Source organism: Sphingomonas aquatilis, assembly GCF_014196115.1.
GTDB lineage: Bacteria > Pseudomonadota > Alphaproteobacteria > Sphingomonadales > Sphingomonadaceae > Sphingomonas > Sphingomonas aquatilis.
Genome location: NZ_JACIDB010000002.1, coordinates 196,707 through 222,378 on the forward strand (window position 1 = coordinate 196,707; position 25,672 = coordinate 222,378).

The following is a 25,672-nucleotide window of genomic DNA, read 5'->3' on the forward strand; positions in this document are numbered from 1 at the left end:
AGCGGGCGCGGCGTTTCACCCGCGAGTCATTCTCACGCGGCGAAGAGTTCGAGCTGCTGCTTTTTGGGCGCGACGAGCGGTGTCAGGTCGGCGCGGTCGCTGAGCAGTACCGGGCGCCAGTCGTCGGTGACAATGAAGGGGCGGACCTTGGCGACGCTGACCGTCAGGCGCGCGACATCGTCGAGACGCAGGCGGCGCCAGCGGCGGGTGGCGACGATGCGGTCGACCGCCTTTACGCCTAGGCCGGGGACGCGGAGCAGCATTTCGCGGGGCGCGCGGTTGACGTCGATGGGGAAGCGATCGCGGAATTTGAGCGCCCAGGCGAGCTTCGGGTCGATGTCGAGCGGCAGCATGCCGGTGGCGTCGTCGGCGGCGGCGACGACCTCGGCCGGGCTGTAATCGTAAAAGCGCATCAGCCAGTCGGACTGGTACAGGCGATGTTCGCGCATCAGCGGCGGGCGTTGCAGCGGCAGCACGGTGCTGGCGTCGGGGATCGGGCTGAATGCGCTGTAATAGACGCGGCGCAGGCCAAAGCGATCGTAGAGCGTCGAGGCGCGCGCGACGATCTCGCCATCGGTCGCGGCGTCGGCGCCGACGATCATCTGCGTCGACTGGCCGGCGGGGGCGAAGCGGGGGGCAGATTTGTACTTCTTGCGCGCGTCGCCATTGTCGGCGATCGCGCCCTTCACGTCGCGCATCGCGCCTTCGATGCGGGTGCCGTCCTTCTCGGGGGCAAGCCGCTTCAAGCCGCTGACCGTCGGCAGTTCGACGTTGATCGAGACGCGGTCGGCGTAGAGGCCGGCCTGATGGACCAGCTCCGGGTCGGCGTCGGGGATCGTCTTGAGATGGATATAGCCGCGGAAGTGATGGTCTTCGCGTAACGATCGCGCGACCTCGACCATCTGCTCCATCGTGTAGTTCGACGATTTGATGATGCCGGACGAGAGGAACAGCCCCTCGATATAGTTGCGCTTGTAGAAGGCGATCGTCAGGTCGACGACCTCCTTGGCGGTGAAGCGCGCGCGGCGGACGTTGCTGCTCTTCCGGTTGATGCAATAATGGCAGTCGAAGATGCAGCTGTTGGTCAGCAGGATCTTGAGCAGGCTGATACAGCGACCATCGGGGGCGTAGGCGTGGCAGATGCCCATGCCCTCGGTCGAGCCCAGCCCCTTGCCGTCTCGGCTGTTGCGCTTGGCGGTGCCCGACGAGGCGCAGGACGCATCATATTTCGCCGCATCGGCAAGGATTTCCAGCTTCTGGCGGGTGTCGAGCTGGGCCATGCGTTCGATATACGTTCCGCCGTCGCCGCCGGCAAGGGGCGGAGGCAACACGATTTTTAGCCTCAGTCATCGCCCCGCAATGACGGTGCGCGATAAGGTCTGCCAAGGAGAGTCGGAGATGACGACAGAGGACATGCCCTATCTGTCCGCGCGATCGTTCGCCGAAGCGGTGCGATCGATCCAGGCGGACCATCCCGCCGCGGCGGCGGCGCATCAGGCGATGTGCCTGGCCTATACCGGCCGCGTGCTGGCCGGCCTGCGCGCCGCTATTCCGCCGCGAGTAGGCTGGTCGCGCCGCCCAGATCAACCGATACCAGCCGGCTGACGCCGCGTTCGACCATGGTGACGCCGAACAGGCGGTGCATGCGGCTCATCGTCACCGCATTGTGCGTGACGATCAGATAACGGGTCTGCGTTTCGCGCGTCATCCGGTCGAGCAGGTCGCAGAAGCGCTCGATATTGGCGTCGTCCAGCGGCGCGTCGACCTCGTCGAGGACGCAGATCGGCGCGGGGTTGGTGAGGAACAAGGCGAAGATCAGCGCGACCGCGGTCAGCGCCTGTTCCCCGCCGGATAGAAGCGTCAGCGATTGCAGGCGCTTGCCGGGCGGTTGCGCCATGATCTCCAGCCCCGCCTCGAGCGGATCGTCCGAATCGACCAGCGCGAGGTGCGCGGCGCCCCCGTCGAACAGCGTGGTAAATAGACGGCGGAAATGGCCGTCGACGGCTTCGAACGCGGCGGTGAGGCGCTGGCGGCCTTCGCGGTTGAGCGTGCCGATCGAGCCGCGCAGGCGGTGGACTGCCTCGACCAGTTCGTCGCGTTCGGCGGCGTTGCTCTTGCCGCTCGCTTCCAGCTCGGCGAGTTCGCGCTCGGCGACGAGGTTGACCGGGCCGATGCGCTCGCGGTCGGCGGTGAGGCGTTCGTGAATGGTGCTTTCCGCGGCGGGTGTGCCGACGTCGGTGCCGGCGAAGCCGAGGCGTTCGGGAAGCACGGGCGCGGGGCATTCGAAGCGTTCGCCCGACAGGCGGCCCATCTCGACGCGGCGCAATTCCTGCGATTCGAGGCGGGCGGCGGCGCCGGCGCGGGCTTCGCGGGCTTGGGACAGCGCCTCGATCGCGCGGCGTTGCGCGTCGTCGGCGCGGCGGGCGGCGGCATCGGCGTCGCGCTCGGCGGCGGCGTGGGTATCCGCGTCGCGGCGTGCGGCGTCATGTTCGGCATGGGCGGTGGCGATGGCGGCGTCGAGTGCGGCGGGGCGATCGGCGGCATCGGCAGCCTCCTTGGCGAGCGCGACCTCGCGCGCGTCCATGTCGGCGATGCGCTTGGCGGCCTCGCCCGCGCGGGCGCGCCAGCTGCGCGTGTCGACCTGCGCGGCGGCTAGCCTCTCGCGGTTGGACTGCTCCGCGCGGTCGAGGGCGGCACGCTCGCCGCGGGCCTGCGCGACGGCGGTGCGGCAGCGCTCGGCGACGGCGGAGAGGGCGGCGACCGCGGCGGCGCTATCGCGGCCGTCGGGCAGAGCGGCGCGGGCAGTTTCGGCGGCGGCGCGGTCTGCCTCCGCCTCGTCGTGTTCGGCGGCGACGCGCAACGCGCGGGCGTCGAGGTCGGCGCGCTGCCCGGCGAGGCGTTCGAGCGCGGTGGTGGCGCGGTCTTCGGCACGTTCGGCGTCGCGGATGGCGGTGTCGGCCTGGGTCAGCGCGGTGCGGGCGGCTTGCCCAGCGGCGCGGGCGGCCGCGATGCGGCGGTCGATGTCGGCGCGGGCGGTATCGGCGGCCTCGGCCGTGGCGGCGGCGGCGGGGCGTGCCGCCTGCAGGGCCTTCAGGCGGTTGAGGCGTTCGAGCCGTTCCGCCGCGGCGGCGCCGCTGCCGGCGGCGACATGGCCGTCCCAGCGGCGTGTGTGCCCGGCGGGGGTGACGAGGCGCTGGCCGACCGCGAGCGGCTGGCCGTCGTCGGCGTCGGCGACGAAGGACTGGGCGAGGCGGCGGGCGAGCGTGGCGGGGGCGGTCACGTGGTCGGCGAGGGGGGTCGTGCCGGGTGGTGGGGCGGGATCGCCCGGCTGCGGCGTGGCACCGGTCCAGGCGGCAGGGTCGCCCTCCAGCTCGTCGCCGAGCGCGGCGGCGAGCGCGCGTTCATAGCCGGCGGCGGGAGCGAGGCGATCGAGCAGCTTTTCCTTGCCCGTGCGCTGGGTGGCGCGGGTAAGCGCGGCGATCTCGGCATCGATTTGGGCGAGGTCGGCGCGGGCGGCGGCGCGGGTGGTTTCGGCGGCGTCGCGGCCGGCGATGGCGGCGCGTTCCTCCGCCTCCGCCTGGGCGAGCGCGTCGCGGGCCTGTTCGGCCCGGGCGAGGGCCTGGTGCCGACGCGTGGCGGCCTCGTCGCGGGCGGCGGTGAGGGGGGCGGCGTCGCCCAGCGCGGCGAGCGCCTGTGCGACCTGTGCGACCTCGCGGCGGGCGCGATCGGCACGGGTGCGGGCAGCGGCGAGCGCGGCATCGGCGACGCGGGTTTCGGCGGCTTCGCTCGCCTGACGCGCGAGGCCCTGGGCGAGGGCGACCTCGGCATCGCGGGCGTGGCGTTCGGCGTCGGCGAGCGTCGCGTCGAGGCGGGGGGCCTCGTCGGCGGCGGATAGGATCGCGCGGTCGATCGTCCTCACCTCGTCGGCGAGGCGGGCGAGCGCCTGCGCGGCGTCGGCGGCGAGCGTGCCTTCGCGCGCGCGGTCGTCGGCGATGCGGCGGCGCGCCTCGTCCAGTTCGCTCACCCGGCGCGCGGCGGCGGCGCGTTGTGCGCGGAGCGTGGTGAGGCGGTGGCCGAGATCGTTGGCCGCGTCGCGCGCGGCGAGTGCGGCGGCGCGGGTGGTGGCGACGGCGGCCATGGCGTCGGCCTGTGCAGCGGCGGCGATGCGTTCGGCGTCAGTCGTCTCGGCGACGCGGGTGTCGGCGGCGGTCGCTTCGGCGCGCGCGGCGTCGGCGGCGGCGGCGGCGTCGCGCCAGCGGGCGAAGATCATGCGCGCTTCGGCGAGGCGAATCTTTGCCGACAGCTCACGATAGCGTTCGGCGGCGCGGGCCTGGCGGCGCAAGGAGGCGGCGCGCGCGTCCTGATCGGCGATCAGTTCGCCGAGGCGTTCGAGGTTCGCTTCGGTCGCGCGCAGTTTCTGTTCGGCGTCCTTGCGGCGGACGTGGAGGCCGGCGATCCCCGCCGCTTCCTCCAGCATCGCGCGGCGTTCGGCGGGCTTCGCCGCGATGACCGCGCTGATCCGGTTCTGGCTGACGAGCGCGGGGCTGTGCGCACCGGTGGCGGCGTCGGCGAACAGCAGCGCGACGTCCTTGGCGCGCACGTCGCGGCCGTCGATGCGATAGGCGCTGCCGGCGCCGCGTTCGATGCGGCGGACGACCTCGCGTTCGTCGCCGTCAGCGGCGTCGAGCAGGATCGAGACTTCGGCGAAGGCGCGCGGTGGGCGCGTCGCGGTGCCGGCGAAGATGACGTCCTCCATCCCCGCGCCGCGCAGCGACTTGGCGCTCGATTCGCCCATCGTCCAGCGGAGCGCTTCCAAGAGGTTGGACTTGCCGCAGCCGTTGGGGCCGACGACGCCGGTCAGCCCCGGCTCGATATGGAGGTCGGCGGGGTCGACGAAGCTTTTGAACCCGGCAATGCGGAGCCGCTTGATCTGCACGAGGGTGGGGTGGCGGTTCTATTGTGCGGTGGCAAGCGGCGCGGCGTTTTTTGATTCACGCGAAGACGCGAAGAGGTCGGGCTTGGCGCCGCAGGCATTCCCCTCTCGCACCCGAACCGCATAGGCGATCGGTGCTTGAGAGGGGCGGCTGCGCCGCATGCGCGACCTCTTTGCGTCTTCGCGTCTTCGCGCGAAAACCCTTTACGCGCCCGCGGCCTTGAGCAGCGGTTCGAACTGGCCCCAGCTGCTGACGTCGGTCTTCTTGCCGTTGATGAGGAGCGTCGGCGTGCCGGTGACGGTGCCGTCGGCGCCCTTGTCCTGCGTCTGCTTGGTCCAGCGGTCGATCTGGCTCATGTCGCCCAGGCACTGCATCGCCTTGGCTTCGGGGATGCCGCGCTGCTTGGCGAAGTCGATCAGGCCCATCTGCTGCGCCATAATCTTGATCGCGTCGACGGGCTTGGCGGTCTGCAACTGCTGCTGCTGCGCGGGCGTCATCGCCTGAAGCTTGTTGAGGAAGCCTTCCTGCGACTGATACATCTGTTCGAGGATCGGGAAGAAGGCGGCCTTGTCGGCGCAATTGCCGAGCAGCGCGGGTGGCACGTCGGGCGCGCCGTGTACCAGGAACTCCCTGTATTCGAAGCTGACCTTGCCGCTCTTCACATAGTTCATCAGCGATTCGAAGCCGTCGCGCGCGAAGGCGCCGCAGACGGGGCACAGGCGCGAGCCATATTCGACGACCTTGATCGGCGCGTTCGGGTTGCCGACGATCGTGCCTTCCGCGGTGCGCGAGACGACGTCGGTCCAGTTCTGGCCCGACGGCGCGGCGACAGCGGCGACGGGGCTGGCGGGCGCGGCGGGGGTGCCGGTGCCATCCTTCGAACAGGCGTTGAGCGCCAGCGGCAGGACGAGCAAGGCGGCGGTGAGGCGGGTCTTCATGGCGTTACGCTCCATCACGAAAATCACTTGAGGCCCTTGGCACGCAGTACGGGGGCGAGGGTGTTCCAGTCGCCCGGCGGTTGCAGCGTGCCGTCGACATAGAAGCTGGGGGTGCTGTTCACCTCGATCGGCGCGTCGCCGGTCATCGCGGTGATCCGCGCGACCTCTGCCTTGTCGGCGAAACAGGCGTTGATCCGGGCCGGCGTCAGGCCGCGGGCACGCATCGCGGCGGTGAGGCCGCCGGCATCGGCATAGGTGCGCGCCTGGACGATCGGCGGCTTGGTATCGATGTCGGGATGCGCCGCCTGATACTCGCCGACCTTCTTCAGCCACACCGGCTGCGTCGCGAAGATCATCGCATGCGCGCCCGCGAAACCGCGGGGCCCCGCGCAGCGGGCGAGGATCGCCGCGCCCAGATCGGCGGGATCTCGGATCAGGTGGCGGTATTCAAGGCTGAGCCCGCCCGAGCGGATCATCTTGCCCTTCAGCTCCGGCTCGCTCTCTTTAGCGAAGACGGCGCAGTGCGGGCAGGTGTAGCTGCCATATTCGATCAGCTTCACGCGCGCGGTGGGGTTGCCGAAGACATAGGCGCCCTTCGCGGTCTGGTGCGCAGGCGCGGCCGACCAGTCGGTGACGGGCGCGGTGGCGGCCACCGTGAGAAGCGCGATCGGGAGCAAACGGGAAAGCGGCATCAGCTGATCCTGGGCAGGGTGCGCGGCGCGTGGACACCGGCGGCGAGGGCTTCGAGCACGGCGCGGAGTTCCGGGTCGGCGATCGTCTTCAACCCCTCGCCGATCTCGGCTGGGGCTTCGCGTGGGGGCACGGGCGCGCTGCGCGGCAGACGCTTGGCGACGTCGCCCTGGCGGATCGTCAGCTTCGCGACCGCGGCATAGCCGAAGAAGCGGTTGACCCGCTCGACGATCTCGGGCGCGATATGCTGCATCATCGGGGCATGCGCGCCGCGCACGACGATGGTGAGCACGCCGTCCGCCTTCTGGCCCGGCGGGAAGCGCAGCGATTCGGGTGCCGATGCCGCCGCCCAGCGTTCGCCGACGATCTCCGGCCAGCGTGTGACGAGCGCGCTCTGCACGAAGCCGAATCGCTTGAACGCGGCGCCATGGATCGCGGGCAGCAGTTCGCTGACCGCGCGGGCGCGATTCTGGCGGGGGGCTTCGGTATCGGTGGCGCGGGCGCGCTTGCTCATCCGCGGCTCCATGCCATAGCGGATGCGTGGACGCTACACGCTCTTATCCCGAACCTGCGGCGATCGCGCCGCTTCTGCTCGCCTGGCACGACGTCCACCGCCGTGCGCTGCCGTGGCGGGCGCTGCCCGGCGAGACTGCGGACCCGTATCGCGTGTGGCTGTCGGAGGTGATGCTGCAGCAGACCACGGTCGCGGCGGTGCGGCCGCGGTTCGAGGCGTGGGTGGCGCGCTGGCCCGACTTTGATGCTCTTGCGGCGGCGGACGAGGCGGAGGTGATGGCCGCCTGGGCGGGGCTGGGCTATTATGCCCGCGCGCGCAATCTGGTGGCCGCGGCGAAGGTCGTGGTGGCGGAGCATAATGGCGCGTTCCCCCCAGATGAGGCGACGCTCAGGACGCTGCCGGGCCTGGGCGCCTATACCGCGGCGGCGGTGGCGGCGATCGCCTTCGGGCAGCGCGCTGTGGTGGTCGATGCCAATGTCGAGCGCGTGGTCGCGCGGCTGTTCGCGATTCGCGACGCGCTGCCGGGCGCGCGGGTGGCGATCCGGGCGGCGGCCGATCGGGTGACGCCGAACGCGCGGGCGGGGGATTTCGCGCAGGCGATGATGGATCTGGGGTCGGGCATCTGCACGCCCAAGAAGCCGTCGTGCCTGCTGTGCCCGTTGCAGGGCGAATGCCGGGCGTTCCGCGAGGGCGATCCCGATCGGCTGCCGGTGAAGGCGGCGAAGAAGGCGAAGCCGCAGCGCCACGGCACGATCTTCTGGCTGGAGCGTGACGGCGCGGTGTGGCTGGTGCGGCGGCCGGGCAAGGGGCTGCTGGGCGGCATGCGCGCGCTGCCGACCGGGCCGTGGGCGGATGCGCCGCCGGGCCTGGCCGATGCGCCGGTCGCCGCGGCGTGGGAGTTGCGCAACGCAACTGTCGCGCACGGTTTTACCCATTTCGATCTGCAACTGGCGCTTGCCGTGGCGGAAGGCGAGGGCCATCACCCGCTTAACGGCGAATGGTGGCCGATCGACGATCTGGATCGCGCCGGCCTGCCGACGCTGTTCGCAAAAGCCGCCGCGGCGGTGCTGAGGAGGGATGGATGAGGCGCGTTCACGGGATCGTCGGTGCTGGTCTGGTCGCGCTGGTCGCGAGCGCCGGGTTTGCGGGCCAGGCGCAGCGGGCGTCAGCGCCAGCGCCGTCGGTGGCGCACACCGGATCGGTCGATACGCTGGGCCGTGCGGTGCTGCCGGGCACGCAGGCGCTGTTCGACGGCTATGTCCGCGACGACAAGGTGCCGGGCATCGTCGGCGCGTTCGGCGTGGGCGATCGGCCGACCTGGTTCGTCTCGGCCGGGCGGATCGCCACCGACGCCAATGCGCCGGCCGCGACGCCTGATACGCTGTGGCGCGTCTATTCGATGACCAAGCCGGTGACGGCGATGGCGGCGATGATCCTGATCGAAGAGGGCAAGATCGGCCTCGACGACCCGCTGTCCAAATATATCCCCGCCTTCAAGCAGATGCGCGTCTTCACCAATCCGGACGTGACGCTCGATTCGGTCCCGGCGAAAAGCGAGATCACGATCCGCGAGCTGCTGACCCATACGTCGGGCCTGGGCTATAACATCAACGCCAAGGGCCCCCTGCTCAAGCTGCTGGAAGCGAAGGGTATCCTGCCGGCGGCGGTGAACACGCGGATTGAGGCGGCAGCGCGGCGCACCCGGCCCGCGACGCTTGCCGACTTCGCCGATCGCGTCGCGAGCATCCCGCTCGTCTACCAGCCGGGCACGCGCTGGCATTATTCGATCGGCCTCGACGTGATGGGCCGCGTGATCGAGGTGGCATCGGGCATGCCGTTCGACCGCTTCGTCCAGCAGCGCCTGTTCGATCCGCTGAAAATGACGTCGAGCTTCTGGACCGTACCGGCGCGCGACGCATCGCGTCTCGCGACCAATTACGCGATCGTCGGCGATCAATTATCGCCGCTCGATCCCGGTGCGACGTCGGTGTGGTTGAAGCCGCCGAGCTTTCCCTATGGCGGTGCCGGCCTCGTCATGTCGGCGCGCGACTATGACCGGTTCCTGCACATGCTGGCCGATGAGGGCACGCTGGACGGCGTGCGGGTCATGAAGCCCGAGACGGTGCGGCTCGCCATGTCGAACCTGCTGCCGGCGGGCGTCACCTTCGGCGGGGTGGACGGCAATACCGGGGGCACGCAGGCCGCGACACCGATGGGCTTCGGCGCGGGCGGTTCGGTGTATCTCGCGGATGGGCCGGGGGGCATGCCCTCCAAGGGCACCTATGGCTGGGGCGGTGCGGCGGGCACGGTGGCGTTCGTCGATCCGGTGAAGAAGGTGCGCGGTACGATCATGGTCAATTACTTCCCCGCCGATCGCTGGCCGGTGCGGCAGGAGACGGTGCGCGCGCTGGCCGCCGATCTGTCGCGGTTCAAGCGATGATCGTCGCCCCTGGTTTGACCGCCATCGGATTCACGGGCGGCACGCTCGATCGCGCCGATGCGCTGCGCCACGATCCAGAGGCGCTGGCGGCGAAGCTCGACTGGCGGGCGCGGTTGCTGCGGCTCGATGGGCTGATGCCGGCGGCGGACGACGACGGGCGACTGCTGTGGGACAGCCTTGCCGCACTGCCAGAGGACGCCGAGGTCATCCTGCTGGGGCTGGATGAGGCCGGTCGCGCGCATATCGCCGCGCTGTTGCCGCACAGTGGCGAAGGTACGGTGCCGGCGATGCGCAGCCCGGCGCTGATGGGCCTGCTCGCCAGCCTTCAGCCGGGCGAGGCGGCGACCTATGCCGCGGCGCGCAGCCTGATCGACTGGCACAGCCGCCATCGCTTCTGTGCGCGCTGCGGCGGCACGACGCATCTGTTCCGCGGCGGTTGGGGCCGACAGTGCGACGTCTGCGCGACCGAACATTTCCCGCGCGTCGACCCCGTCGTCATCATGATCGCCGAACATGACGGCCGCGCGCTGCTGGGGCGTGGCAAGGGCTGGCCCGAGGGGCGCTATTCGGCGCTCGCCGGCTTCGTCGAACCCGCCGAATCAGTGGAGGAAGCGGTGGCGCGCGAGATCGTCGAGGAGGCGGGCGTGCGCGTCACCGACGTGCGCTATGTCGCGAGCCAGCCCTGGCCGTTCCCGTCGTCGCTGATGATCGCCTGCATCGGCCGGGCGGAGGACGATAGGATCACGCTCGACACCAACGAGCTGGAGGATGCGATCTGGGTGGAGCGCGACGTGGTGCGTGCGGTGCTGGCGGGCGAACCCGGCCCGTTCCTGCCGCCGCCGCCCTATGCGATCGCGCACACGCTGCTGACGGTGTGGGCTGAGGGGTAAAGCGGGTCGAAGTCCTCCCCCGCAAGGGGGAGGTGGCAGCGAAGCTGACGGAGGGGGAGGTCGGCGGTGTACTCTGAAAACGACGAGTGCCGCGGTCCTCCCCTTCCATCAGCTTCGCTGCCACCGCATCGGGTCGATCATGCCTCCGGCATGATCTTGAACGGCCGGGGGCCGTTCATCCCGATGCGCCCTGGCGGGGGAGAAATTTTGAGGGTCAGCGCATCGCTGCGATGAGGTCGTCGAGGGGTGCGATGGCGAAGCTCGTCATGTCGTCGGCGAGGGCATAGGGGAGCAGCAGCGTGCGGCCGCGGACCATGGCGCCGCAGGAATAGACGACGTTCGGGACATAGCCGTCCCAGGTTTCGCCATCGGGCGCGATCAGCGGTTCGGGCAGGCGGCCGAGCACCTTCGTCGGATCGTCGCGGTCGAGCAGGGCGGCACCGATGCAATAGCTTCTGACCATGCCGACGCCATGGGTGAGGACCAGCCAGCCCTCGTCGATTTCGATCGGAGAGCCGCAATTGCCGATCTGCACGAATTCCCAGGGGTATGCGGGCTCCATGATCCGGACCGGGTGGTCCCAGGCGAGCGGGGTGTCGCTGGTGGCGTACCATAGGTTTTCGTTGTCGTGGCGGAACAGCGCGGCAAATTGGCCCCCGATCTTGCGCGGGAACAGCGCCATGCCCTTCCCGCTTGCCACCGGCCCTTCGACCGGGTGCATGTGGAACAGGCGGAAATCGTCGGTCTGGAGCAGTTCCTGCCGCGCGCTTTCGGCGCAGACGGCGGTATAGCTGCCCATATAGGTGGTGCGGCCGTCGTCCTCGCGGAACTGGACGAGGCGCAGGTCTTCGATCCCGCGGCTCTGGCTGGGGACGACGGGAAACAGCACGGTTTCGGACGGCTCGCGCGCGTCGCGGCAGTTGAGCTGCACCAAGGCCTTGGCGCCGATCTGGCGGACGAGTTCGGGGTCGGGCTCCTCCACCACCGGCGGCACGCCCTGCGGTCCGGGCGGATGCAGGATAAGGTCGTCGTCGTCCGGCCCCCAGGTGCCGGTGCGGAAGGTGACGGAGGACAAATGCCCCTCGCCGATCCCGCGCAGCGACAGGACGAAGCGGATCGCGCCGTCCGCGCAGTCGCTCTGATCGGGATGGGGGACGATGCTGGGGTTGAACAGCGCGGCGGCTTCGAACGAATATTCGGCGCTGCAATAGCCGCCGATCAGCATGCGGCGCGCTTCCGACAAATCGGGCGGCAGGTCGAGTTGCGCCGCGACCTCGTCGAACCGGCGGAGCAGCAGTGCGGGCACTTCGCGATGGCGGGCGCCGAGGCCCTCGACGATCGCCTCGACGAGGTCGGCGGTGCGCGCATCGTCGAGCGCGAGCAGGCGATCGACGATCCGGTCGCCTCTAGGCGCGCCCTCGACCGCGAACGGGGCGGGGTCTTCGGGCAGGAAGGGGCGGATCACGGTACGCTTGGGATCGGGAAGCAGCGTCGGCTTCAGATGGCGGACGAACGTTGCGGCCAAGGCACCCTCCAGAGGTTGTCGCGATAGACGCGCGAACCGGCGCGGCGGGTCCGTCGCCTATCGGTCCATCCTGTCAGGAAATGTTGCCCATTCTGTCCTTCTCACATGATGGACGCATATTTCATCTGGTCGGGTGCGCGGCGACGTGGCAGGCGGGCGGAACGGATCGGGAGGGGGTTCATGGGGACGTTGCTGGCATTCGGCGAGATCATGCTGCGCCTGTCGCCGCCGGGGCGCGAGCTGCTGTTGCAGACGCCGAAGCTGGACGTCTGGGTCGCCGGGGCAGAGGCGAATGTCGCGACCGCGCTCGCGCGGCTGGGCCATGACGTGCGCTTTGCCAGCCAGGTGCCGGACAACGACCTCGGCCGATCGGCGATCGCGACGTTGCGTGGCCATGGCGTCGATACGCGCGGCATCGCGCTGGGCGGCGCGCGCATGGGGCTGTATTTCGTCACCTCCGGCGCCGGGATGCGCGCGACGGAGGTGATCTACGACCGGGCGCATTCCGCCTTTGCCGAGGCGCCGGCATCGGCGTGGGACTGGGATGCGCTGCTCGACGGCGTCGATGGCCTGCATCTGTCGGGGATCACCCCGGCGCTGGGTGCGGTGGCGGCACAGAGGGCGATCGCGGCGGTCGAGGCGGCGGCGGCACGCGACATCCCGATCTCGTTCGACGGCAATTACCGCGCGAAACTGTGGGAGCGGTGGGATGGCGATCCGCGTGGTCTGCTAACGCAATTGGTCGCGCGCGCCAGCCTGTTCTTCGGCAACCATCGCGACATCGCGTTGCTGCTCGGCACGCCGTTCGAGGCGGGTGATGCGCGCGCTGCGGCGGAGGCGGCGTTCGCGGCGTTTCCGACGCTCCAGACGATCGCCTCGACCGCGCGGACGGTCGAGAATGTCGACCTCCATTATCTGTCGGCGCGGATCGACACGCGCGAGACCTGGGTGGAGACGCCGCAGGTGACGCTGGCAGGGATCGTCGACCGGATCGGCGGCGGCGATGCCTTTGCGGCGGGTGTGCTGCACGCGCTGCGCCGGGGGCAGCGAATTGCGGCGGCGGCGGAGGCGGGCGTGGCGCTGACCGCGCTCAAACATTCGCTGCCGGGCGACGCCGCGCTGTTTCGGCAGGCGGACCTCGATGCTTATCTGGCCGGCGGGCTGGACGTGCGCCGCTGAGCCGCGGCGGCGGCGACGCTGCTCCACGCATAGAGGCCGCACCCGGCCCAGATGAGCGCGAAGGTGGCGAGCTGCGCCGGGCGTACGGGCTCGTGATAGAGCAGCACCGCTTCGAGGAACTGGAGTGTCGGCGCGATGAACTGGAGCAGCCCGATCGTCGTGTAGCGCAGCGTGCGCGCGGCGGCGGCGAACAGCAGCAGCGGCGCGGCGGTGACGGGGCCGGCGAGAACGAGCAGCAGGTCCATCGCTGTCCCGCTGCCGAAGGCTGAGGTGCCGTTGCGCCCGGCGACGATCAGGATGGCGAGCGCGACGGGTGCGATCAGTGCGGTTTCCACCGTCAGCCCGCCGAGCGAATCGATCGCGCAGATCTTCCGCAGGAAGCCGTAGAAGGCGAAGCTGAACGCGAGGGCGAGCGAGATCCAGATCGCGCCGCCGCCGTTCAGCGCGAAGATGAGCACGCCGCACGCGGCGAGGCCGATCGCAATGGCCTGCACCCGGCCCAGCCGCTCGTGCAGCAGCAGCGTCCCGAGCGCGACATTGACCAGCGGGTTGATGAAATAGCCGAGGCTCGCTTCGACCAGATGCGCGTTGTCGACCGCCCAGATGTAGACGAACCAGTTGATCGCGATCAGCGTCGCGCTGCCCGCCAGCATTAGGAGCGTGCGGCCGCGCGCGACGGCGAGCAGCGGGCGCAGCCGCCGGGTGGCGACGACGATCACCGCGAGCAGGACCAGCGACCAGAGTACGCGGTGTGCGATCACCTGGAGCGGCGGGACGCCCGACAGCAGGTGCAGGTAAAGCGGCAGCGCCCCCCACAAGGTATAGGCGCCAATGCCCTGGAGCAGGCCGGTGCGGGTGGAGGAGGCGGCGGACATGGTGCGCGCTGTGCCGGGTCGATCGGGGTGAGGCAAGCGCGGGGCGCTTTTCCTTGGCCCCCCAGCCCGCTAGGGGCAGGGGATGACCAGCGGCGCGCTCCATGGCCTGTTTCTGTCGACGCTGATTCGTCGGGCCGGCGGCAACCGGCGGCGCTGGCGATTGGTGACGGGGGACCTGCGCGTCTACCCCATCGCCACCCATCCGCATTGCAACTGGTCGGTGACACCGTCCGGCACCGCCGCCGAGAATGATATCGTCGAACGGATCGCCGACGATCTGCGTGCCGCTCATCCCATCCTTGTTGAAGATTAGACGCCCATCCTCGCGAAAAGGATTGTCTCCGGAACGGTTGCTTTCAAAACCGGGCCAGCATAAACGTCGATTGCCGACATGACAGACATGTCATGTCGATAGGTTCTTATTGGGAAAGAACGGGATGGCGCCCGAGACGCACGAGCGGATATGCACCCAATTGTCCGAGGTGCTCGTGCTGTTAGATCAGCAACACTGTCCGGTCGCGGCCCTTTACGTCGCCCATGCACTCGACGCGCTGTGCTATGCGCCCAGCGACCGCGGTGACCCGGGATCGTCTACGGTACTACAGTGATGTCGGTCAGCCAGGTGCGGATGATCTGACGGGCGCGGTCGCTCAGCGCCAGCATGGTCACGCGCCGATCGGTGATATCGTCGCTGCCGTCGATCAGCCCCCGTTCCTGCAACAGCTTCACCCAGCGCAGCGCCGTGGTGCGCGGCACGCCGGCCGCGGCGCAACAGGCGTTCGTGGTGACCGCGCGGCCACCCTGGCCTTCGGCGAACAGGAACAGCATGATGTCGAGGCCCGGATTGGCGAACAGCGACGCATCGAGATGCGTGGTCAGCCGCCGGCGCGATGCCGTGAAGGCCCGTGCGAGCGCGTAGAGATGTTCGTCCGGCGTCGCGCTCACCGCGATGGGTGAGAGCAGACCGTTATTGGCATTCTGATCGCTAAACAGAGCGGCGTCCTGTCCTCGCATTGCGCTTCCCATCGTGCCCCGCTTTTGGTTTCACTGTCAGCGCATAAACTTAGCCGGTCCGAAATCAAGTGGTGTCGTGCGAGACTATATCGGTCAAACGATCAATCGACAGGGTCGATCGGCACCCCTTCGGCCCGATAGCGATCGACCGCGCGGCGGATGTTGCCGCCCATTTCCTCCAGCGTGACCGCGGCGATCCGCTGTTCGACTGGCGCGCAGGAGCGCAGCAGGTCGGCGACGGCGAGCTGCGCCTGCGTGATCCGGTCGATCCCCTGCAGGCTGTGCATGTGGTGGCGCAGCGTGTCGGGATTGCCGGCGAGATCGAAGGCGAGGTCGGCGAGCAGGCCGGTGATGCCGACCAGCTCGTCCGCCAGCGCATGGGCGAGGGCCGGTTCGCAGCCAGGCGTGATCGGGGTGGCGGATCCCATGTCGACGGGCAGCCCGATCACTTGTTGCACAGTTTCAGAAGGGTGCGGGCGAGCTGGTCCGCGGGGACCGGCTGGTTCGCCATGCGCCGCGCCATCGTATAGCCCTGGCTCCGATCCTCGGCCGGGGTGATGTAGAAGCCGTTGCCCGCCGACAGAGCGCGCACGCCGGCATCGCCGTCCTCGCCATCCGCGCCCAGCAGCAGGCCGACCGATTCGGCGCCCGCCGCCTTGGCGACCGAGGCGAACAGGATCGAGATCGACGGTCGCTCGCCCGCGACCGGATCGCGCGGCAGCATGCGCAGCTTGCCGTTCGGCCAGGAATCGACGACGACATGCGTCTCGCCCGGGGGTGCGAGATAGATCGTGCCCTGTTCGACCGGCATGCCGTCTTCGGCCAGCACGATCTTGGGCGCGATTTCCGCAGCCAGCTTGTCGATCATCGTACCAGCCAGGCCCGCGCCCAGATGCTGGACGACGACGGTCGGCGGGCAGTTCGCCGGGAAGGCGCCGAACAGTTCGAACAAGGTCTGCGTCGCCGCAGCCTCGCCACCGATCGCGAGCAGGCGGCCGTTCCAGTCGAGCGGCGGCGCGGCCACCACTTTGGTCGCGCCGGCGGCCTTCACCGCGGCGCCCTTGGCGGCCTTGATCCGCTTGCCGAGCTTGGCGAGGATCTTGTCGAACTCCGCCGCGACCGCGACCTTGGGCTTGGGGAAACAGTCGATCGCGCCCAGCCGCAGCGCCTCGATCGATGCTTCCGCGCCCGCCTCGGTCCGCGTCGAGAACATGATGACCGGCATCGGCCGCTGTTCCATCAGCTCGGCGAGATATTCGAGGCCGCTCATCCCCGGCATTTCGACGTCGAGCGTCATGACGTCGGGAACCAGCTTGTCGCGCATGACGCGGGCTTCCTCGGCGCCGTCGGCCGAACCGACGACGGTGACGCCCGGAATGCGCTCGAGCGCGCCCGACAGCAGCGCGCGCATGGTGAGCGAATCATCGACGACGAGAACTTTAACCGGGGCGGCGGCCATGCCTGTTATCCTTGGGTAACGAGAAGACGGAGAGTGATCGTTCAGGCAGCGTCGGAAAGCGAAGCCGAGCTATCGACCAGCCGCTCCAGCGCGAGCACGAGGATCAGCCGCTGATCGATCGTCGCCAGTCCTTCAAGGAATTGGGCGGCGGGCGTTTCGCCGATATCGGGCAGCGGCTGCATACCATCGTCAGGAATGCTGACGATATCGTTGACGGCGTCGACGATAAGTCCCTGCAACTGTTCGCCGATCCGCACGACGATGATGACGTGGCGTGACGACGGGTCGGTCGAGCCCCAGCCCAGGCGATGGCTGAGATCGAGCACGGGCAGCACGACGCCGCGCAGGTTGACGACACCGCGCACATGCGCCGGTACGTTGGGCAGCGGCGTGGCCGGCGACCAGGCGCGGATTTCGCGAATCGCCATGATGTCGACGCCGAGAACCTGTTCGCCGATCTGGAAGGTGATGAGCTGACGGGACATGATGTTATTCCTGTTGCAAATCAGTGCAGGACGCGGCGGATCGCCGCAGCGAGCTTGTCGGGATGGAACGGCTTGACGATCCAACCTGTAGCGCCCGCCGAGCGCGCGCGCTGCTTCTTTTCATCCGAGCTTTCTGTGGTGAGCACCAGGATCGGCAGGTTGCGATGCCGGTCCTGTTCGCGCACCTTTTCGATCAGGCCGAAGCCATCGAGACGCGGCATGTTGATGTCGGTGATGAGCAAATCGGGACCGTTGCCCGACGAACAGGCGCCACCGAGCCGTTCGAGCGCATCGACGCCGTCTTCGGCCTCGAGGACGTTGTAGCCCATGTCGGTCAGCGCTGCCTTCAGCAGCATCCGCATACTGGGCGAATCGTCCACGGTCATGATCATGCTGGACACGGCAGTTCCTTTTTGGGGGAGGGGGTTCATCAGAAGAATTCCACATCGCCGACGGCATCGGCGATGACGGGAGCGGGAGCGGCTACGCGCGGTTTTTCGACCGGGCGATCGGTGGCGATGCGGCAGCGGGCGAGGCCCAGCGTCGGACGGAATTCGATCCGGCGCGCGCCATGGCCACCGACGTCCTCGCCGACCAGCGCGATGCGTTCGTCGCGCAGGAAGCGGCGGGCGAACAGCGCATTGGTCGCGCCAATATCGCGGAACCCGTCGCGCAGGCTGGCGCCGCCATAGATGCGCGCCTTCAGGTTCGATCGCGTCGCGCCCATCGACATCATCGCGTTGATCAGCACTTCCATCGCATAGACGCCGTAGCGTTGCAGCGAGCGCACGTCGGTCTCACCGCTGCCCGGCTCGGCGAGCAGGAAGTGGTTGAGGCCGCCGACCTTGGCAATCGGATCGTAGAGACAGGCCGAGATGCAGCTGCCGAGCACGGTCGTCAGCACGACGCCGGCGTCGTCGGACACCTTGGTTTCGCCCTGCAGGATGTTGATCCGGCGCAGGCCGTCGGAGGCGCGGGGAAGGTTCGACAATGGGGTCATGCACGGCACTCCGCCATCAGTCGCGCCGCGATCTTCGACAGCGGCAGCTGCGCGGTCACCGCGCCCATCTGGAACGCCGCGGCGGGCATGCCGTAGACGACGCAGCTGTCGGCATCCTGGCCGATCGTCATCGCGCCCTTGTCGCGCATCGCCTTCAGCCCCTGCGCGCCGTCGGCGCCCATGCCGGTGAGGATCGCGCCGACCGCGGATGCGCCGGCCCAGCGCGCGACCGAATGGAACAGCCGGTCGACCGAGGGGCGGTGGCCGCTCATCTTCTCGTCCTCGACCAGGCGGCAGCGGCGCAGCGTCCCGCCGGTGATCTCGGTATGATAGGCGCCGCCGGGTGCGACATAGACATGCCCCACCTCCAGCGGCGCGCCGGGGCGCGCGACGCTGACGTGCGGCGCCGACAGCCGGTCGAGCCGCGCGGCGAAGGTCGGCACGTAGCTTTCGGGCATATGCTGGACGATGACCGTCGGCGGACAATTGACCGGGAAGCCGCCGAGCAGCTCGATCAGCGTCTCGACGCCGCCGGTCGACGATCCGATCGCGATCATCGCGTCCTGGCGCGGCACGTAATCGGCGGCGGGTGCGCGCTGGACCGGTGCCGCCTGGAAGCGGGGGCGGACGCGGCTCTTCGCCGCCGCCTTGACCAGCCGCGTCAGATCGTTGCCCAGGCCACCGCCGAACGCCTGCTTGGGCTTTTCGTAACAGTCGAACGCCCCCAGTTCGAGCGCGCGGATTGTCGCTTCCGCGCCCTTGCCGGTCAGCGTCGACAGCATGACGACGGGCATGGGGCGCAGGCGCATGATCTTTTCGAGGAAGTCGAGACCGTTCATCCCCGGCATCTCGATGTCGAGCGTGATGACGTCGGGGTTGAGCGACTTGATCATCTCGCGCGCGGTCATCGGCCCGTCGGCGGTGCCGACGACCTCGATATCCGGATCCTGCGACAGGCTGTGCGACACCATCGCGCGCATCGTCGGCGAATCATCGACCACTAGAGCGCGGACCGTCATGCCGTCACTTTCTGAAAGGTGGTGCGGCCGACGCAGGCGAAGCGTGGCGCGACCGAGTTGGAGAGCCGCTCGGAATGCCCGATGTACAGGAATCCGCCGGGAACGAGGTGGTCGGCAAGCCGGGTCTGCAGGCGTTCCTTGGTCGGTTCGTCGAAGTAGATCATGACGTTGCGGCAAAAGATCGCGTCGAACTGCCCCTTCATCGGCCAGTTTTCGAGCAGGTTGAGCTTGCGGAAGGCGACGCGCTCGCGGATCAGCGGATGGACCTCCGCCTGATTGCCGTCGCGCGTCATCCAGACCGAGCGCAGCGACTGCGGCACGCCCGATGCGGTATCCAAGGTGTAGCGGCCGGCCTTGGCCGCGGCGAGAATCTCGGTCGACAGGTCGGTCGCCAGCACACGCAGATCGGTGCGCGCGAGGCGCTGGCCGTTGCCGCGTTCCTGGCCGAAGATCGCCATCAGCAGCGAATAGGGTTCCTCGCCACTGGAGCAGGCGGCCGACCACAGGCGCACCTTGCCGCGCGTCGTCAGCCGCGCGTCGAGTGCGGGCCAGCAATGCTCCATGAAATGATCGAAGTGATGCGATTCGCGGAAGAAACTGGTGTGGTTGGTGGTCAGCGCATCCAGCGCCTGCGTGCGTTCGACCGGATCGGTGCCGATCAGCGCGACATATTGGGCGAAGGTCGTCAGCCCGCAGGCGCGCACCCGCGGTGCCAGCCGGCCATAGACGAGCTGCATCTTGTTCGGCGGCAGCAGGATGCCCGCCGCCTCGTACACGAATTCGCTGATCGCCTGATGGTCGGCAACCTCGAAGCGGAATTCGGTCGGTCGCTGTCCGACGAGTGTCGCGGCGGCGGCGCTCATGCGGCGAGGCTCAGCGGCGCGTGCGGCGGCGTGGTGTGGCGCGGGTCACGGCGCCAGCGCGAGATCAGCGCATCGACGTCGAGGATCAGCGCGACGCGGCCATCGCCCAGGATGGTGGCACCGGCAAGACCGGGGATGGCTTCGTAATTCGCCTCGAGGCTCTTCACGACGACCTGGCGCTGGTCCTGGATCGAATCGACCATCAGCACCGCCTGGCCATGATCGGATTCGACCACGATCAGCACCGCATCCTCGGGATTGGTCTGCGCGCCGTGGATGCCGAGCTGTTCAGCGACGCGGTGGACCGGCACGTACGAGCCGCGCACGTCGAGCAGCGACGCGGTCGGGCCGAGCACCTTCACGCCGTCTTCGTCGGGGCGCAGGCTTTCGACGATATGGCCCAGCGGGATGACGAAGGTCTGGTCGCCGACGGTGACGATCATGCCGTCGAGCACTGCCAGCGTCAGCGGCAGGGACAGCGCGAAGGTCGACCCCGAGCCCAGCGTCGAGGTGATGCCGATCCGCCCGCCCAGCGCCTGCACGTTCTTGCGTACCACGTCCATGCCGACGCCGCGGCCGGAGATGTTGGAGACGGTCGCCGCGGTCGAGAAGCCGGGGGCGAAGATCAGATTGTCGATCTCTTCCTCGTTCAGGATCGCGTCGGCGGTGATGATGCCGCGCTCGATCGCCTTGGCGCGCACGCGCTTGCGGTCGATGCCGCGGCCGTCGTCGGCGACGGTGATGACGATGCGGCCCGAATGATGCGCGGCCGACAGCGTGACGACGCCTTCCTCCGGCTTGCCCGCGGCGAGGCGATCGGCCGGCGTTTCGAGGCCGTGGTCGACCGCGTTGCGGATCAGGTGGGTCAGCGGTTCGCCGATGCGCTCGACGACGGTCTTGTCGACCTCCGTCATCTCACCGACGATGTCGAGGCGGACGCGCTTGCCGGTTTCGACCTCCAGCTCGCGGATGATGCGTGGCACGCGGCTGAAGACGGTCTTCATCGGCTGCGCGCGGATCGCCATCGTCGATTCCTGCAACTCGCGCGTCAGGTGATCGAGGTCGGTCAGTTCGCTGATGCCGCCGGCGCCATGTTCGGACAGGCGCTGCGCCAGCATCGCCTGGGTGATGACGAGCTCGCCGACGAGGTTGACGAGGCGGTCAAGCTTGTCGAGGTCGACGCGGATCGTCTGCGCGGGCGGCGCGGCCGCGGGGCGCGGCGCGGCGGGTTCGGCGGGCAGGACGGTCGCGGCCGGGGCGGGCGTCGCCGGCGCGGGGGCCGCGATCGGCGCAGGCGGCGGGTTGGGTGCTGCGGCCACCGGCGCGGGCGTCGGGGCGGCGGCGGGTACGGGCGCGGCGACCGGCAGGATCTCCTCGACCGGGGCCGATGCGGGTGCGGCCGGCATGACGTCGGCAAGCATGTCGGCGATCAGATCGTCATCCGACACGGCGGCTTCGCCGATGCGGGTGACGGTGAGTTCGCAATCGCCGATGAATTCGAAGATGCCGCGGATATCGTCTTCGGCGACGCTGCCCGGCACGATCGCGGTCCAGCCGAGATACGAGCGTTCCGGATGCAGTTCGGACAGCAGCGGCAGGCGCGACACGTCGGCGGCGAGGACTTCGCCCTCCAGCAGCGTCAGCTCGCGCACCAGCAGCAGCGGGTCGCCGCCATTGTCGAGCGCGTTGGTGCCGGGCACGAAGGTGACGGTCCAGTCGCCCGGATTGCCGAGGCTTTCTTCCGGTTCGGGGACGCTTTCGCACATTTCGAACAGATCGTCGAAATCGTCGATCGGGGCGGCGGCGGGCGCTGCGGCGACTGGTTCGGGCGCAGCCTCCACCACGGCGCCGGGCGTCGAGGCGGCGACGAGGCGCGCGAGCATCGGGCCGTCGGCGGGCGCATCGCCACCGTCGCGTGCCGCGGCGACGTGATCGGACAGCATGTCGAACGCGCCGACGATCGTGCCGAGCAGGTCCGACGTCAGATCGAGCGTGCCGTTGCGCACCAGGTCGAGCAGCGTTTCATACTCATGGGTGAACGCCTGCAGCCGCTCGTGCCCGAACGCGCCCGCGCCGCCCTTGATCGAATGGACCGACCGGAAGATCGTGTTGATCGTTTCTGTGTCGTGCCCACCCTGGCGGACGGAGGCGAAGCTCGCCTCCATCGTCGCGAGACCTTCCTCGCATTCCTGAAAGAAGATCTGCTGGATCTCGTCGAGGTTCATCATCAATCCTTTCAGGCGCCGCAGGTCGGTTCGAGCGCGGTGTCGAGCCGGGCGACGATCATCATCCGTTCCAGCGCCTCGCTGGGCCGATCGATGCGGAAATCGAGACCGCGCGCGATCGCGGTGGTGCGGGCGCTGACCAGCACCTGGAGGCAGGCTTGGCCGACCCGCGCGACCTCTGCCCCGTCAAGGCGCAGCGCCTCACCGCGCTCGATCAGGCCGAGCAGCGCGTGGCGCAGCGGCACGGCCGCCGAGGTATCGAGCGTGGGGGCAAGCGGAAGCGATGGCACGGACATACGGGTTCGACTTTCCTACGGACGGCACGACGGCGATCGGAGTGGCTGCGGACGCATCAGAACGCCGACCAATCGTCGTCCGCGATCGCCACGGCGGCGTTGCCGGCCCGGGGACGGGCGAGGCGACGGCCCGCTTCGGCGGCGCGTTGCTGAAGATGATGCACACTATTGCTGACGGAATGACTAACGCCGCGCACACCATGACCGGCATCGGTATCGCCGACGCGGAAGTGGGCGACCTGACGGGCAAGTTCGCTTGCTTCGCCAGACAGTTCCCGGGCGGCGGCGGTGGCCTGTTCGACCATGGCGGCATTCTGCTGCGTCACGCTGTCCATTTCGCCGACGGCCGTGTTGACCTGCTGCAAGCCGGTCGATTGCTGTTCGGCGGCGATGGCGATTTGCGCGACGAGGCCGTTGATCTCCCCGAAGCGGCCGATCAGGCGCTGCAAGGCCTGGCCGGTTTCGCTGACCAACGCGACGCCGGCATCGACCTGTTCGGACGAGGCGTTGATGCGCGTCTTCACGTCCTTGGCCGCCTCGGCCGAGCGCTGCGCGAGCGCACGCACTTCGGACGCGACCACGGCGAAGCCCTTGCCGGCGTCGCCGGCGCGTGCCGCCTCGACGCCCGCGTTCAGCGCGAGCAGGTTGGTCTGGAAGGCGATGCCGTCGATGACGCTGATGATTTCGGAGATTTCGGCCGAGGCGCGTTCGATGCCGCCCATCGCCTCGACCGCGCGGGCGACGACGGCCCCCGATTGTTCGGCCTCGGTCTGCGCGGCGGCGACCACGTCGTTGGCGCGCGTCGCGCCCGTGGCGGCCTGTCGGACCGTCTTGGTGATCTCGTCCATCGCCGCGGCGGTTTCCTCCAGGCTCGCGGCCTGCTGCTCGGTGCGCTGCGACAGATCGTCCGACGCCTGGAGAATACCCTGCGAGCCATGGTTGATGCGGGTGGCGGCCTGATCGACCGCGGTCATCGCGGTGCGGATCGCGTCCATCGCCGCATTGAAGTCGTCGCGCAGCGACTCGAAGTCCGCCGGGAAGGCTGCGGTGATGCGGAAGGTGAGGTCGCCCTGCGCGAGCGCGCCGAGCCCTTCGCCGAGCGCGGCGGCCATGCACCGCTGCGCCTCGGCGGTGTTCGCCTTTTCCATATTGGTGCGGAAGACCGCCATGGCGGTGGTCATGCGGCCGACGCAGTCGCGGTTTTCAGTATAGGCGATCGGCGAATCGAGGTCGCCGTCGGCCAGCGCCTCCATGCGCAGCACGGTGTCGACATAGGGCGTGCAGATAAGGCGCCCGGCCATCACCGTCGTCGCGACAATCCCTGCGACGGCGGCGGCGACGACCGCGATATCGAACGCCGGGCCGATCGCGAGCGTGCCCGTCGCGGTGAGCGCGGTGATCGCCACGGCAATGCCTCCCAGCGTCGCGTGCGTTCCCGCCAACACCCGGAATTTTGTGCGGATGGGCGCGTGTTTGGCGAACCATTCCAGTGTCATCAGACCCTCCCTCAGGGCCCGGAAAGGCAAGTCCCCCCGGACCATAAGCGCGGGTTGTCGCGACACGTGTTTAACGAGCGGTTGAGCAACCGAAATGGGTGCAATTTTCGGCCGCTTCGTACCGATCCGGGTCGCATGACGCCGGGGGAAGCGGGGAGCGGGCGGGCGGGCGACGACACGATAACGGTCGTCGTTCAATCGAACCGACATGGCGTCGCCTTTCTATCAAAACCGGAGGGAAGAAGACCGGCAGGCACGGGCCCGCCGATCGCGGGATCAGAATTCGGACCAGTCGTCGCTCGGCGCCACGGCCACTGCCGCTCCGCCACCGGTGGCGCGGCGGCTGGCACGGGCGATGCGGCGCCCGGCGTCGGCGGCGCGATTTTGCAGTTGGTGGACCGCCGGGACGGGCTTCGGCTCGCCGTCGCCGACCTTGAAGCGCGCGACATGGCGGGCGAGCTCGTCCGATTCGGCGGACAGGCTGCGCGCGGCGGCGGTGGCTTCCTCGACCATCGCCGCGTTCTGCTGGGTCACCCCGTCCATCTCGCTGACCGCGGTGTTGACCTGTTGCAAGCCGGTCGCCTGCTGTTCGGCGGCGGTGGCGATCTGACCGACGAGGTTGCTGATCTCGCCGAAGCGGCCGATGATCCGTTGCAGCGCCTGACCGGTCTCGCTGACTAGTTCGACGCCCGCTTCGACCTGTTCGGACGAGGCGTTGATGCGCGTCTTGACGTCCTTGGCCGCTTCCGCCGAGCGCTGCGCCAGGGCGCGCACTTCGGACGCGACCACCGCGAAGCCCTTGCCGGCGTCGCCCGCACGCGCCGCCTCGACGCCCGCGTTCAGCGCCAGCAGATTGGTCTGGAAGGCGATGCCGTCGATGACGCTGATGATTTCCGAAATCTCGTTCGACGAGCGTTCGATGCCGCCCATCGCCTCGACCGCGCGGGCGACGACGGCGCCCGACTGTTCGGCCTCGACGCGCGCTTCCTCGACGACGCCATTGGCGCGGACCGCGCCGGCGGCCGTCTGGCGGACGGTCGAGGTGATCTCGTCCATCGCCGCGGCGGTTTCCTCCAGGCTCGCGGCCTGCTGTTCGGTGCGCTGCGACAGATCGTCGGAGGCCTGGCGGATGTCGATCGCGCCGCTGTTGATGCCATTGGTGGCGTCGGTGACTGCGCTCATCGTTTCGGCGACGGCGTCCATCGCGCGATTATAGTCGATGCGGAGCTGTTCGTATTCGGCCGGGAAGGCGCGGTCGATGCGATAGCTGAGATCGCCGCTGGCAAGGCGGGTCAGCCCTTCGCCGAGCGAGCCGACGATGATCTGCTGCGCGGCGGCGCCGGCCTGAACACGTTCGGCATTTTCCTTGAAGATTTCCATCGCGCGCGAAATGCGGCCGATGCAGTCGCGATAGTCGGTGTTGGCGATCGGCGTGGTCAGATCGCCCGCGGCCAGCCCCTCCATCCGGACGACGGTGGCGACATAGGGATCGCTGATCAGCTTGCCGGCGACGAACACGGTCGCCATGGTGAGCGCGGTCAGCACGCAGGCGACGGCGAGATACACATGGACCTGCGACGGATCGGCGAGCGCCGCGAGATAGGTGGTGGCGATCCCGCCTGCGGTGAACAGGCCAAGGATCACCAGCAGGACCTTGAACTTCAATCTGATGGGGGCACTTTTTTCGAACCAATTCAGCATCGTCGGCATTCCTTTTCGTCAAGACCGTCGAGCTGAAGCGGCTCCCCCCTCCGGGCCACCGATGCTTCTCGGAATCGATTGGTCCGCTTTGCGTGAAAAGGGTAAAGGCCCGGTAAACTACGTCCATTC

General features: G+C 69.0%; 25 protein-coding genes. 6 read left to right on the forward strand and 19 right to left on the reverse strand.

Annotation, left to right across the window (positions count from 1 at the left end; all coding sequences use genetic code 11):
* Positions 1–32 precede the first annotated feature (32 nt).
* Positions 33–1,280, reverse strand: a complete 1,248-nt coding sequence (locus GGR47_RS06875; protein WP_147037213.1) for a putative DNA modification/repair radical SAM protein — start codon at positions 1,278–1,280, stop codon at positions 33–35.
* Between the two features lie 118 nt (positions 1,281–1,398).
* On the opposite strand from GGR47_RS06875, the gene GGR47_RS06880 reads away from it, so the two are divergent.
* Positions 1,399–1,605, forward strand: coding sequence for a hypothetical protein (locus GGR47_RS06880; RefSeq protein ID WP_147037206.1), 207 nt, complete (start codon positions 1,399–1,401; stop codon positions 1,603–1,605).
* Here the strand turns inward: GGR47_RS06880 and GGR47_RS06885 are convergent.
* From GGR47_RS06885 to GGR47_RS06900, 4 genes are all read right to left on the reverse strand, one after another.
* A complete protein-coding gene (locus tag GGR47_RS06885; RefSeq protein WP_183949482.1) occupies positions 1,547–4,936 on the reverse strand; it encodes a chromosome segregation SMC family protein in 3,390 nt (1,129 codons plus the stop codon). The two genes, GGR47_RS06880 and GGR47_RS06885, sit on opposite strands and share 59 nt — an antisense overlap.
* A 201-nt stretch (positions 4,937–5,137) precedes the next feature.
* Positions 5,138–5,872 carry a thioredoxin domain-containing protein gene (locus GGR47_RS06890; RefSeq protein ID WP_147036842.1) on the reverse strand — a complete coding sequence of 245 codons (735 nt, stop codon included), beginning with the start codon at positions 5,870–5,872 and terminating at the stop codon, positions 5,138–5,140.
* A 23-nt stretch (positions 5,873–5,895) separates the two neighbouring features.
* Positions 5,896–6,564 carry a DsbA family protein gene (locus tag GGR47_RS06895; RefSeq protein WP_147036841.1) on the reverse strand — a complete coding sequence of 223 codons (669 nt, stop codon included), beginning with the start codon at positions 6,562–6,564 and terminating at the stop codon, positions 5,896–5,898.
* Positions 6,564–7,076, reverse strand: coding sequence for a DUF721 domain-containing protein (locus GGR47_RS06900; protein WP_244305185.1), 513 nt, complete (start codon positions 7,074–7,076; stop codon positions 6,564–6,566). The genes GGR47_RS06895 and GGR47_RS06900 overlap by 1 nt, the downstream gene beginning before the upstream one ends.
* Before the next feature lie 26 nt (positions 7,077–7,102).
* On the opposite strand from GGR47_RS06900, the gene GGR47_RS06905 reads away from it, so the two are divergent.
* From GGR47_RS06905 to nudC, 3 genes are read left to right on the forward strand one after another with little or no spacing between them, the layout of a single operon-like run.
* Positions 7,103–8,161 carry an A/G-specific adenine glycosylase gene (locus GGR47_RS06905; protein ID WP_147036839.1) on the forward strand — a complete coding sequence of 353 codons (1,059 nt, stop codon included), beginning with the start codon at positions 7,103–7,105 and terminating at the stop codon, positions 8,159–8,161.
* On the forward strand, positions 8,158–9,516 hold the full coding sequence (locus tag GGR47_RS06910; RefSeq protein ID WP_147036838.1) for a serine hydrolase domain-containing protein: 1,359 nt from the start codon (positions 8,158–8,160) through the stop codon (positions 9,514–9,516). The genes GGR47_RS06905 and GGR47_RS06910 overlap by 4 nt, the downstream gene beginning before the upstream one ends.
* Positions 9,513–10,406 carry an NAD(+) diphosphatase gene (gene nudC / locus GGR47_RS06915; protein WP_147036837.1) on the forward strand — a complete coding sequence of 298 codons (894 nt, stop codon included), beginning with the start codon at positions 9,513–9,515 and terminating at the stop codon, positions 10,404–10,406. The genes GGR47_RS06910 and nudC overlap by 4 nt, the downstream gene beginning before the upstream one ends.
* A gap of 214 nt (positions 10,407–10,620) precedes the next feature.
* Here the strand turns inward: nudC and GGR47_RS06920 are convergent, their stop codons facing one another.
* A complete protein-coding gene (locus GGR47_RS06920) occupies positions 10,621–11,931 on the reverse strand; it encodes a glycoside hydrolase family 130 protein (RefSeq protein ID WP_147036836.1) in 1,311 nt (436 codons plus the stop codon).
* Between the two features lie 180 nt (positions 11,932–12,111).
* On the opposite strand from GGR47_RS06920, the gene GGR47_RS06925 reads away from it, so the two are divergent.
* Complete coding sequence (locus GGR47_RS06925) at positions 12,112–13,110, forward strand: sugar kinase (RefSeq protein ID WP_147036835.1); 999 nt, start codon at positions 12,112–12,114, stop codon at positions 13,108–13,110.
* Here the strand turns inward: GGR47_RS06925 and rarD are convergent.
* The gene (gene rarD / locus GGR47_RS06930) at positions 13,077–13,985 is read right to left on the reverse strand and encodes an EamA family transporter RarD (RefSeq protein ID WP_147036834.1); all 909 of its coding nucleotides are present in this window, start codon (positions 13,983–13,985) and stop codon (positions 13,077–13,079) included. The genes GGR47_RS06925 and rarD overlap by 34 nt on opposite strands.
* A gap of 82 nt (positions 13,986–14,067) precedes the next feature.
* Here rarD and GGR47_RS06935 point away from each other — a divergent pair, with 82 nt between their 5' ends.
* Complete coding sequence (locus GGR47_RS06935; RefSeq protein ID WP_147036833.1) at positions 14,068–14,298, forward strand: hypothetical protein; 231 nt, start codon at positions 14,068–14,070, stop codon at positions 14,296–14,298.
* 278 nt (positions 14,299–14,576) lie between these two features.
* On the opposite strand, the gene GGR47_RS06940 is transcribed toward GGR47_RS06935, so the two are convergent.
* The 12 genes from GGR47_RS06940 to GGR47_RS06995 all read right to left on the reverse strand — a co-directional run bounded on the left by GGR47_RS06940 (position 14,577) and on the right by GGR47_RS06995 (position 25,552).
* Positions 14,577–14,999 (reverse strand): MarR family transcriptional regulator, encoded by a 423-nt coding sequence (locus GGR47_RS06940; RefSeq protein WP_017980246.1) that lies wholly within the window; start codon positions 14,997–14,999, stop codon positions 14,577–14,579.
* 101 nt (positions 15,000–15,100) lie between these two features.
* The gene (locus GGR47_RS06945) at positions 15,101–15,448 is read right to left on the reverse strand and encodes a hypothetical protein (protein WP_147036832.1); all 348 of its coding nucleotides are present in this window, start codon (positions 15,446–15,448) and stop codon (positions 15,101–15,103) included.
* Positions 15,445–16,458: a chemotaxis protein CheB gene (locus GGR47_RS06950; RefSeq protein ID WP_063686656.1), complete on the reverse strand. Its 1,014-nt coding sequence runs from the start codon at positions 16,456–16,458 to the stop codon at positions 15,445–15,447. The genes GGR47_RS06945 and GGR47_RS06950 overlap by 4 nt, the downstream gene beginning before the upstream one ends.
* A 41-nt stretch (positions 16,459–16,499) precedes the next feature.
* Positions 16,500–16,943, reverse strand: a complete 444-nt coding sequence (locus tag GGR47_RS06955) for a chemotaxis protein CheW (RefSeq protein ID WP_017980243.1) — start codon at positions 16,941–16,943, stop codon at positions 16,500–16,502.
* Positions 16,944–16,963: 20 nt separating this feature from the next.
* Positions 16,964–17,344 (reverse strand): response regulator, encoded by a 381-nt coding sequence (locus tag GGR47_RS06960; protein ID WP_017980242.1) that lies wholly within the window; start codon positions 17,342–17,344, stop codon positions 16,964–16,966.
* A 29-nt stretch (positions 17,345–17,373) separates the two neighbouring features.
* Positions 17,374–17,943 (reverse strand): chemotaxis protein CheD, encoded by a 570-nt coding sequence (locus GGR47_RS06965; protein WP_017980241.1) that lies wholly within the window; start codon positions 17,941–17,943, stop codon positions 17,374–17,376.
* The gene (locus GGR47_RS06970) at positions 17,940–18,962 is read right to left on the reverse strand and encodes a protein-glutamate methylesterase/protein-glutamine glutaminase (protein ID WP_024310334.1); all 1,023 of its coding nucleotides are present in this window, start codon (positions 18,960–18,962) and stop codon (positions 17,940–17,942) included. Before GGR47_RS06970 ends, GGR47_RS06965 begins: the two co-directional genes overlap by 4 nt.
* The gene (locus GGR47_RS06975; protein ID WP_147036831.1) at positions 18,959–19,825 is read right to left on the reverse strand and encodes a CheR family methyltransferase; all 867 of its coding nucleotides are present in this window, start codon (positions 19,823–19,825) and stop codon (positions 18,959–18,961) included. The genes GGR47_RS06970 and GGR47_RS06975 overlap by 4 nt, the downstream gene beginning before the upstream one ends.
* Positions 19,822–22,050, reverse strand: a complete 2,229-nt coding sequence (locus GGR47_RS06980) for a chemotaxis protein CheA (RefSeq protein ID WP_183949504.1) — start codon at positions 22,048–22,050, stop codon at positions 19,822–19,824. The genes GGR47_RS06975 and GGR47_RS06980 overlap by 4 nt, the downstream gene beginning before the upstream one ends.
* Positions 22,051–22,061: 11 nt before the next feature.
* Positions 22,062–22,346, reverse strand: a complete 285-nt coding sequence (locus GGR47_RS06985; protein WP_043061119.1) for an STAS domain-containing protein — start codon at positions 22,344–22,346, stop codon at positions 22,062–22,064.
* Positions 22,347–22,402: 56 nt separating this feature from the next.
* On the reverse strand, positions 22,403–23,842 hold the full coding sequence (locus tag GGR47_RS06990; protein WP_147037377.1) for a methyl-accepting chemotaxis protein: 1,440 nt from the start codon (positions 23,840–23,842) through the stop codon (positions 22,403–22,405).
* Positions 23,843–24,118: 276 nt separating this feature from the next.
* Entirely contained in the window at positions 24,119–25,552 is a 1,434-nt protein-coding gene (locus tag GGR47_RS06995) for a methyl-accepting chemotaxis protein (RefSeq protein ID WP_147037376.1), read from the reverse strand.
* Positions 25,553–25,672 lie beyond the last annotated feature (120 nt).

Excerpts from the sequence above, each read along its gene's own strand:
- GGR47_RS06995 (WP_147037376.1), bottom strand. The coding sequence starts at position 25,552 with ATGCCGACGATGCTGAATTGGTTCGAAAAAAGTGCCCCCATCAGATTG.
- GGR47_RS06970 (WP_024310334.1), bottom strand. The coding sequence starts at position 18,962 with ATGACGGTCCGCGCTCTAGTGGTCGATGATTCGCCGACGATGCGCGCG.
- GGR47_RS06875 (WP_147037213.1), bottom strand. The coding sequence starts at position 1,280 with ATGGCCCAGCTCGACACCCGCCAGAAGCTGGAAATCCTTGCCGATGCG.
- rarD (WP_147036834.1), bottom strand. The coding sequence starts at position 13,985 with ATGTCCGCCGCCTCCTCCACCCGCACCGGCCTGCTCCAGGGCATTGGC.
- GGR47_RS06955 (WP_017980243.1), bottom strand. The coding sequence starts at position 16,943 with ATGTCCCGTCAGCTCATCACCTTCCAGATCGGCGAACAGGTTCTCGGC.
- GGR47_RS06890 (WP_147036842.1), bottom strand. The coding sequence starts at position 5,872 with ATGAAGACCCGCCTCACCGCCGCCTTGCTCGTCCTGCCGCTGGCGCTC.
- GGR47_RS06940 (WP_017980246.1), bottom strand. The coding sequence starts at position 14,999 with ATGCGAGGACAGGACGCCGCTCTGTTTAGCGATCAGAATGCCAATAAC.
- GGR47_RS06895 (WP_147036841.1), bottom strand. The coding sequence starts at position 6,564 with ATGCCGCTTTCCCGTTTGCTCCCGATCGCGCTTCTCACGGTGGCCGCC.
- GGR47_RS06985 (WP_043061119.1), bottom strand. The coding sequence starts at position 22,346 with ATGTCCGTGCCATCGCTTCCGCTTGCCCCCACGCTCGATACCTCGGCG.
- GGR47_RS06935 (WP_147036833.1), top strand. The coding sequence starts at position 14,068 with ATGACCAGCGGCGCGCTCCATGGCCTGTTTCTGTCGACGCTGATTCGT.
- GGR47_RS06925 (WP_147036835.1), top strand. The coding sequence starts at position 12,112 with ATGGGGACGTTGCTGGCATTCGGCGAGATCATGCTGCGCCTGTCGCCG.
- GGR47_RS06910 (WP_147036838.1), top strand. The coding sequence starts at position 8,158 with ATGAGGCGCGTTCACGGGATCGTCGGTGCTGGTCTGGTCGCGCTGGTC.
- GGR47_RS06990 (WP_147037377.1), bottom strand. The coding sequence starts at position 23,842 with ATGACACTGGAATGGTTCGCCAAACACGCGCCCATCCGCACAAAATTC.
- GGR47_RS06880 (WP_147037206.1), top strand. The coding sequence starts at position 1,399 with ATGACGACAGAGGACATGCCCTATCTGTCCGCGCGATCGTTCGCCGAA.
- nudC (WP_147036837.1), top strand. The coding sequence starts at position 9,513 with ATGATCGTCGCCCCTGGTTTGACCGCCATCGGATTCACGGGCGGCACG.
- GGR47_RS06950 (WP_063686656.1), bottom strand. The coding sequence starts at position 16,458 with ATGGCCGCCGCCCCGGTTAAAGTTCTCGTCGTCGATGATTCGCTCACC.
- GGR47_RS06980 (WP_183949504.1), bottom strand. The coding sequence starts at position 22,050 with ATGAACCTCGACGAGATCCAGCAGATCTTCTTTCAGGAATGCGAGGAA.
- GGR47_RS06975 (WP_147036831.1), bottom strand. The coding sequence starts at position 19,825 with ATGAGCGCCGCCGCCGCGACACTCGTCGGACAGCGACCGACCGAATTC.
- GGR47_RS06965 (WP_017980241.1), bottom strand. The coding sequence starts at position 17,943 with ATGACCCCATTGTCGAACCTTCCCCGCGCCTCCGACGGCCTGCGCCGG.
- GGR47_RS06900 (WP_244305185.1), bottom strand. The coding sequence starts at position 7,076 with ATGAGCAAGCGCGCCCGCGCCACCGATACCGAAGCCCCCCGCCAGAAT.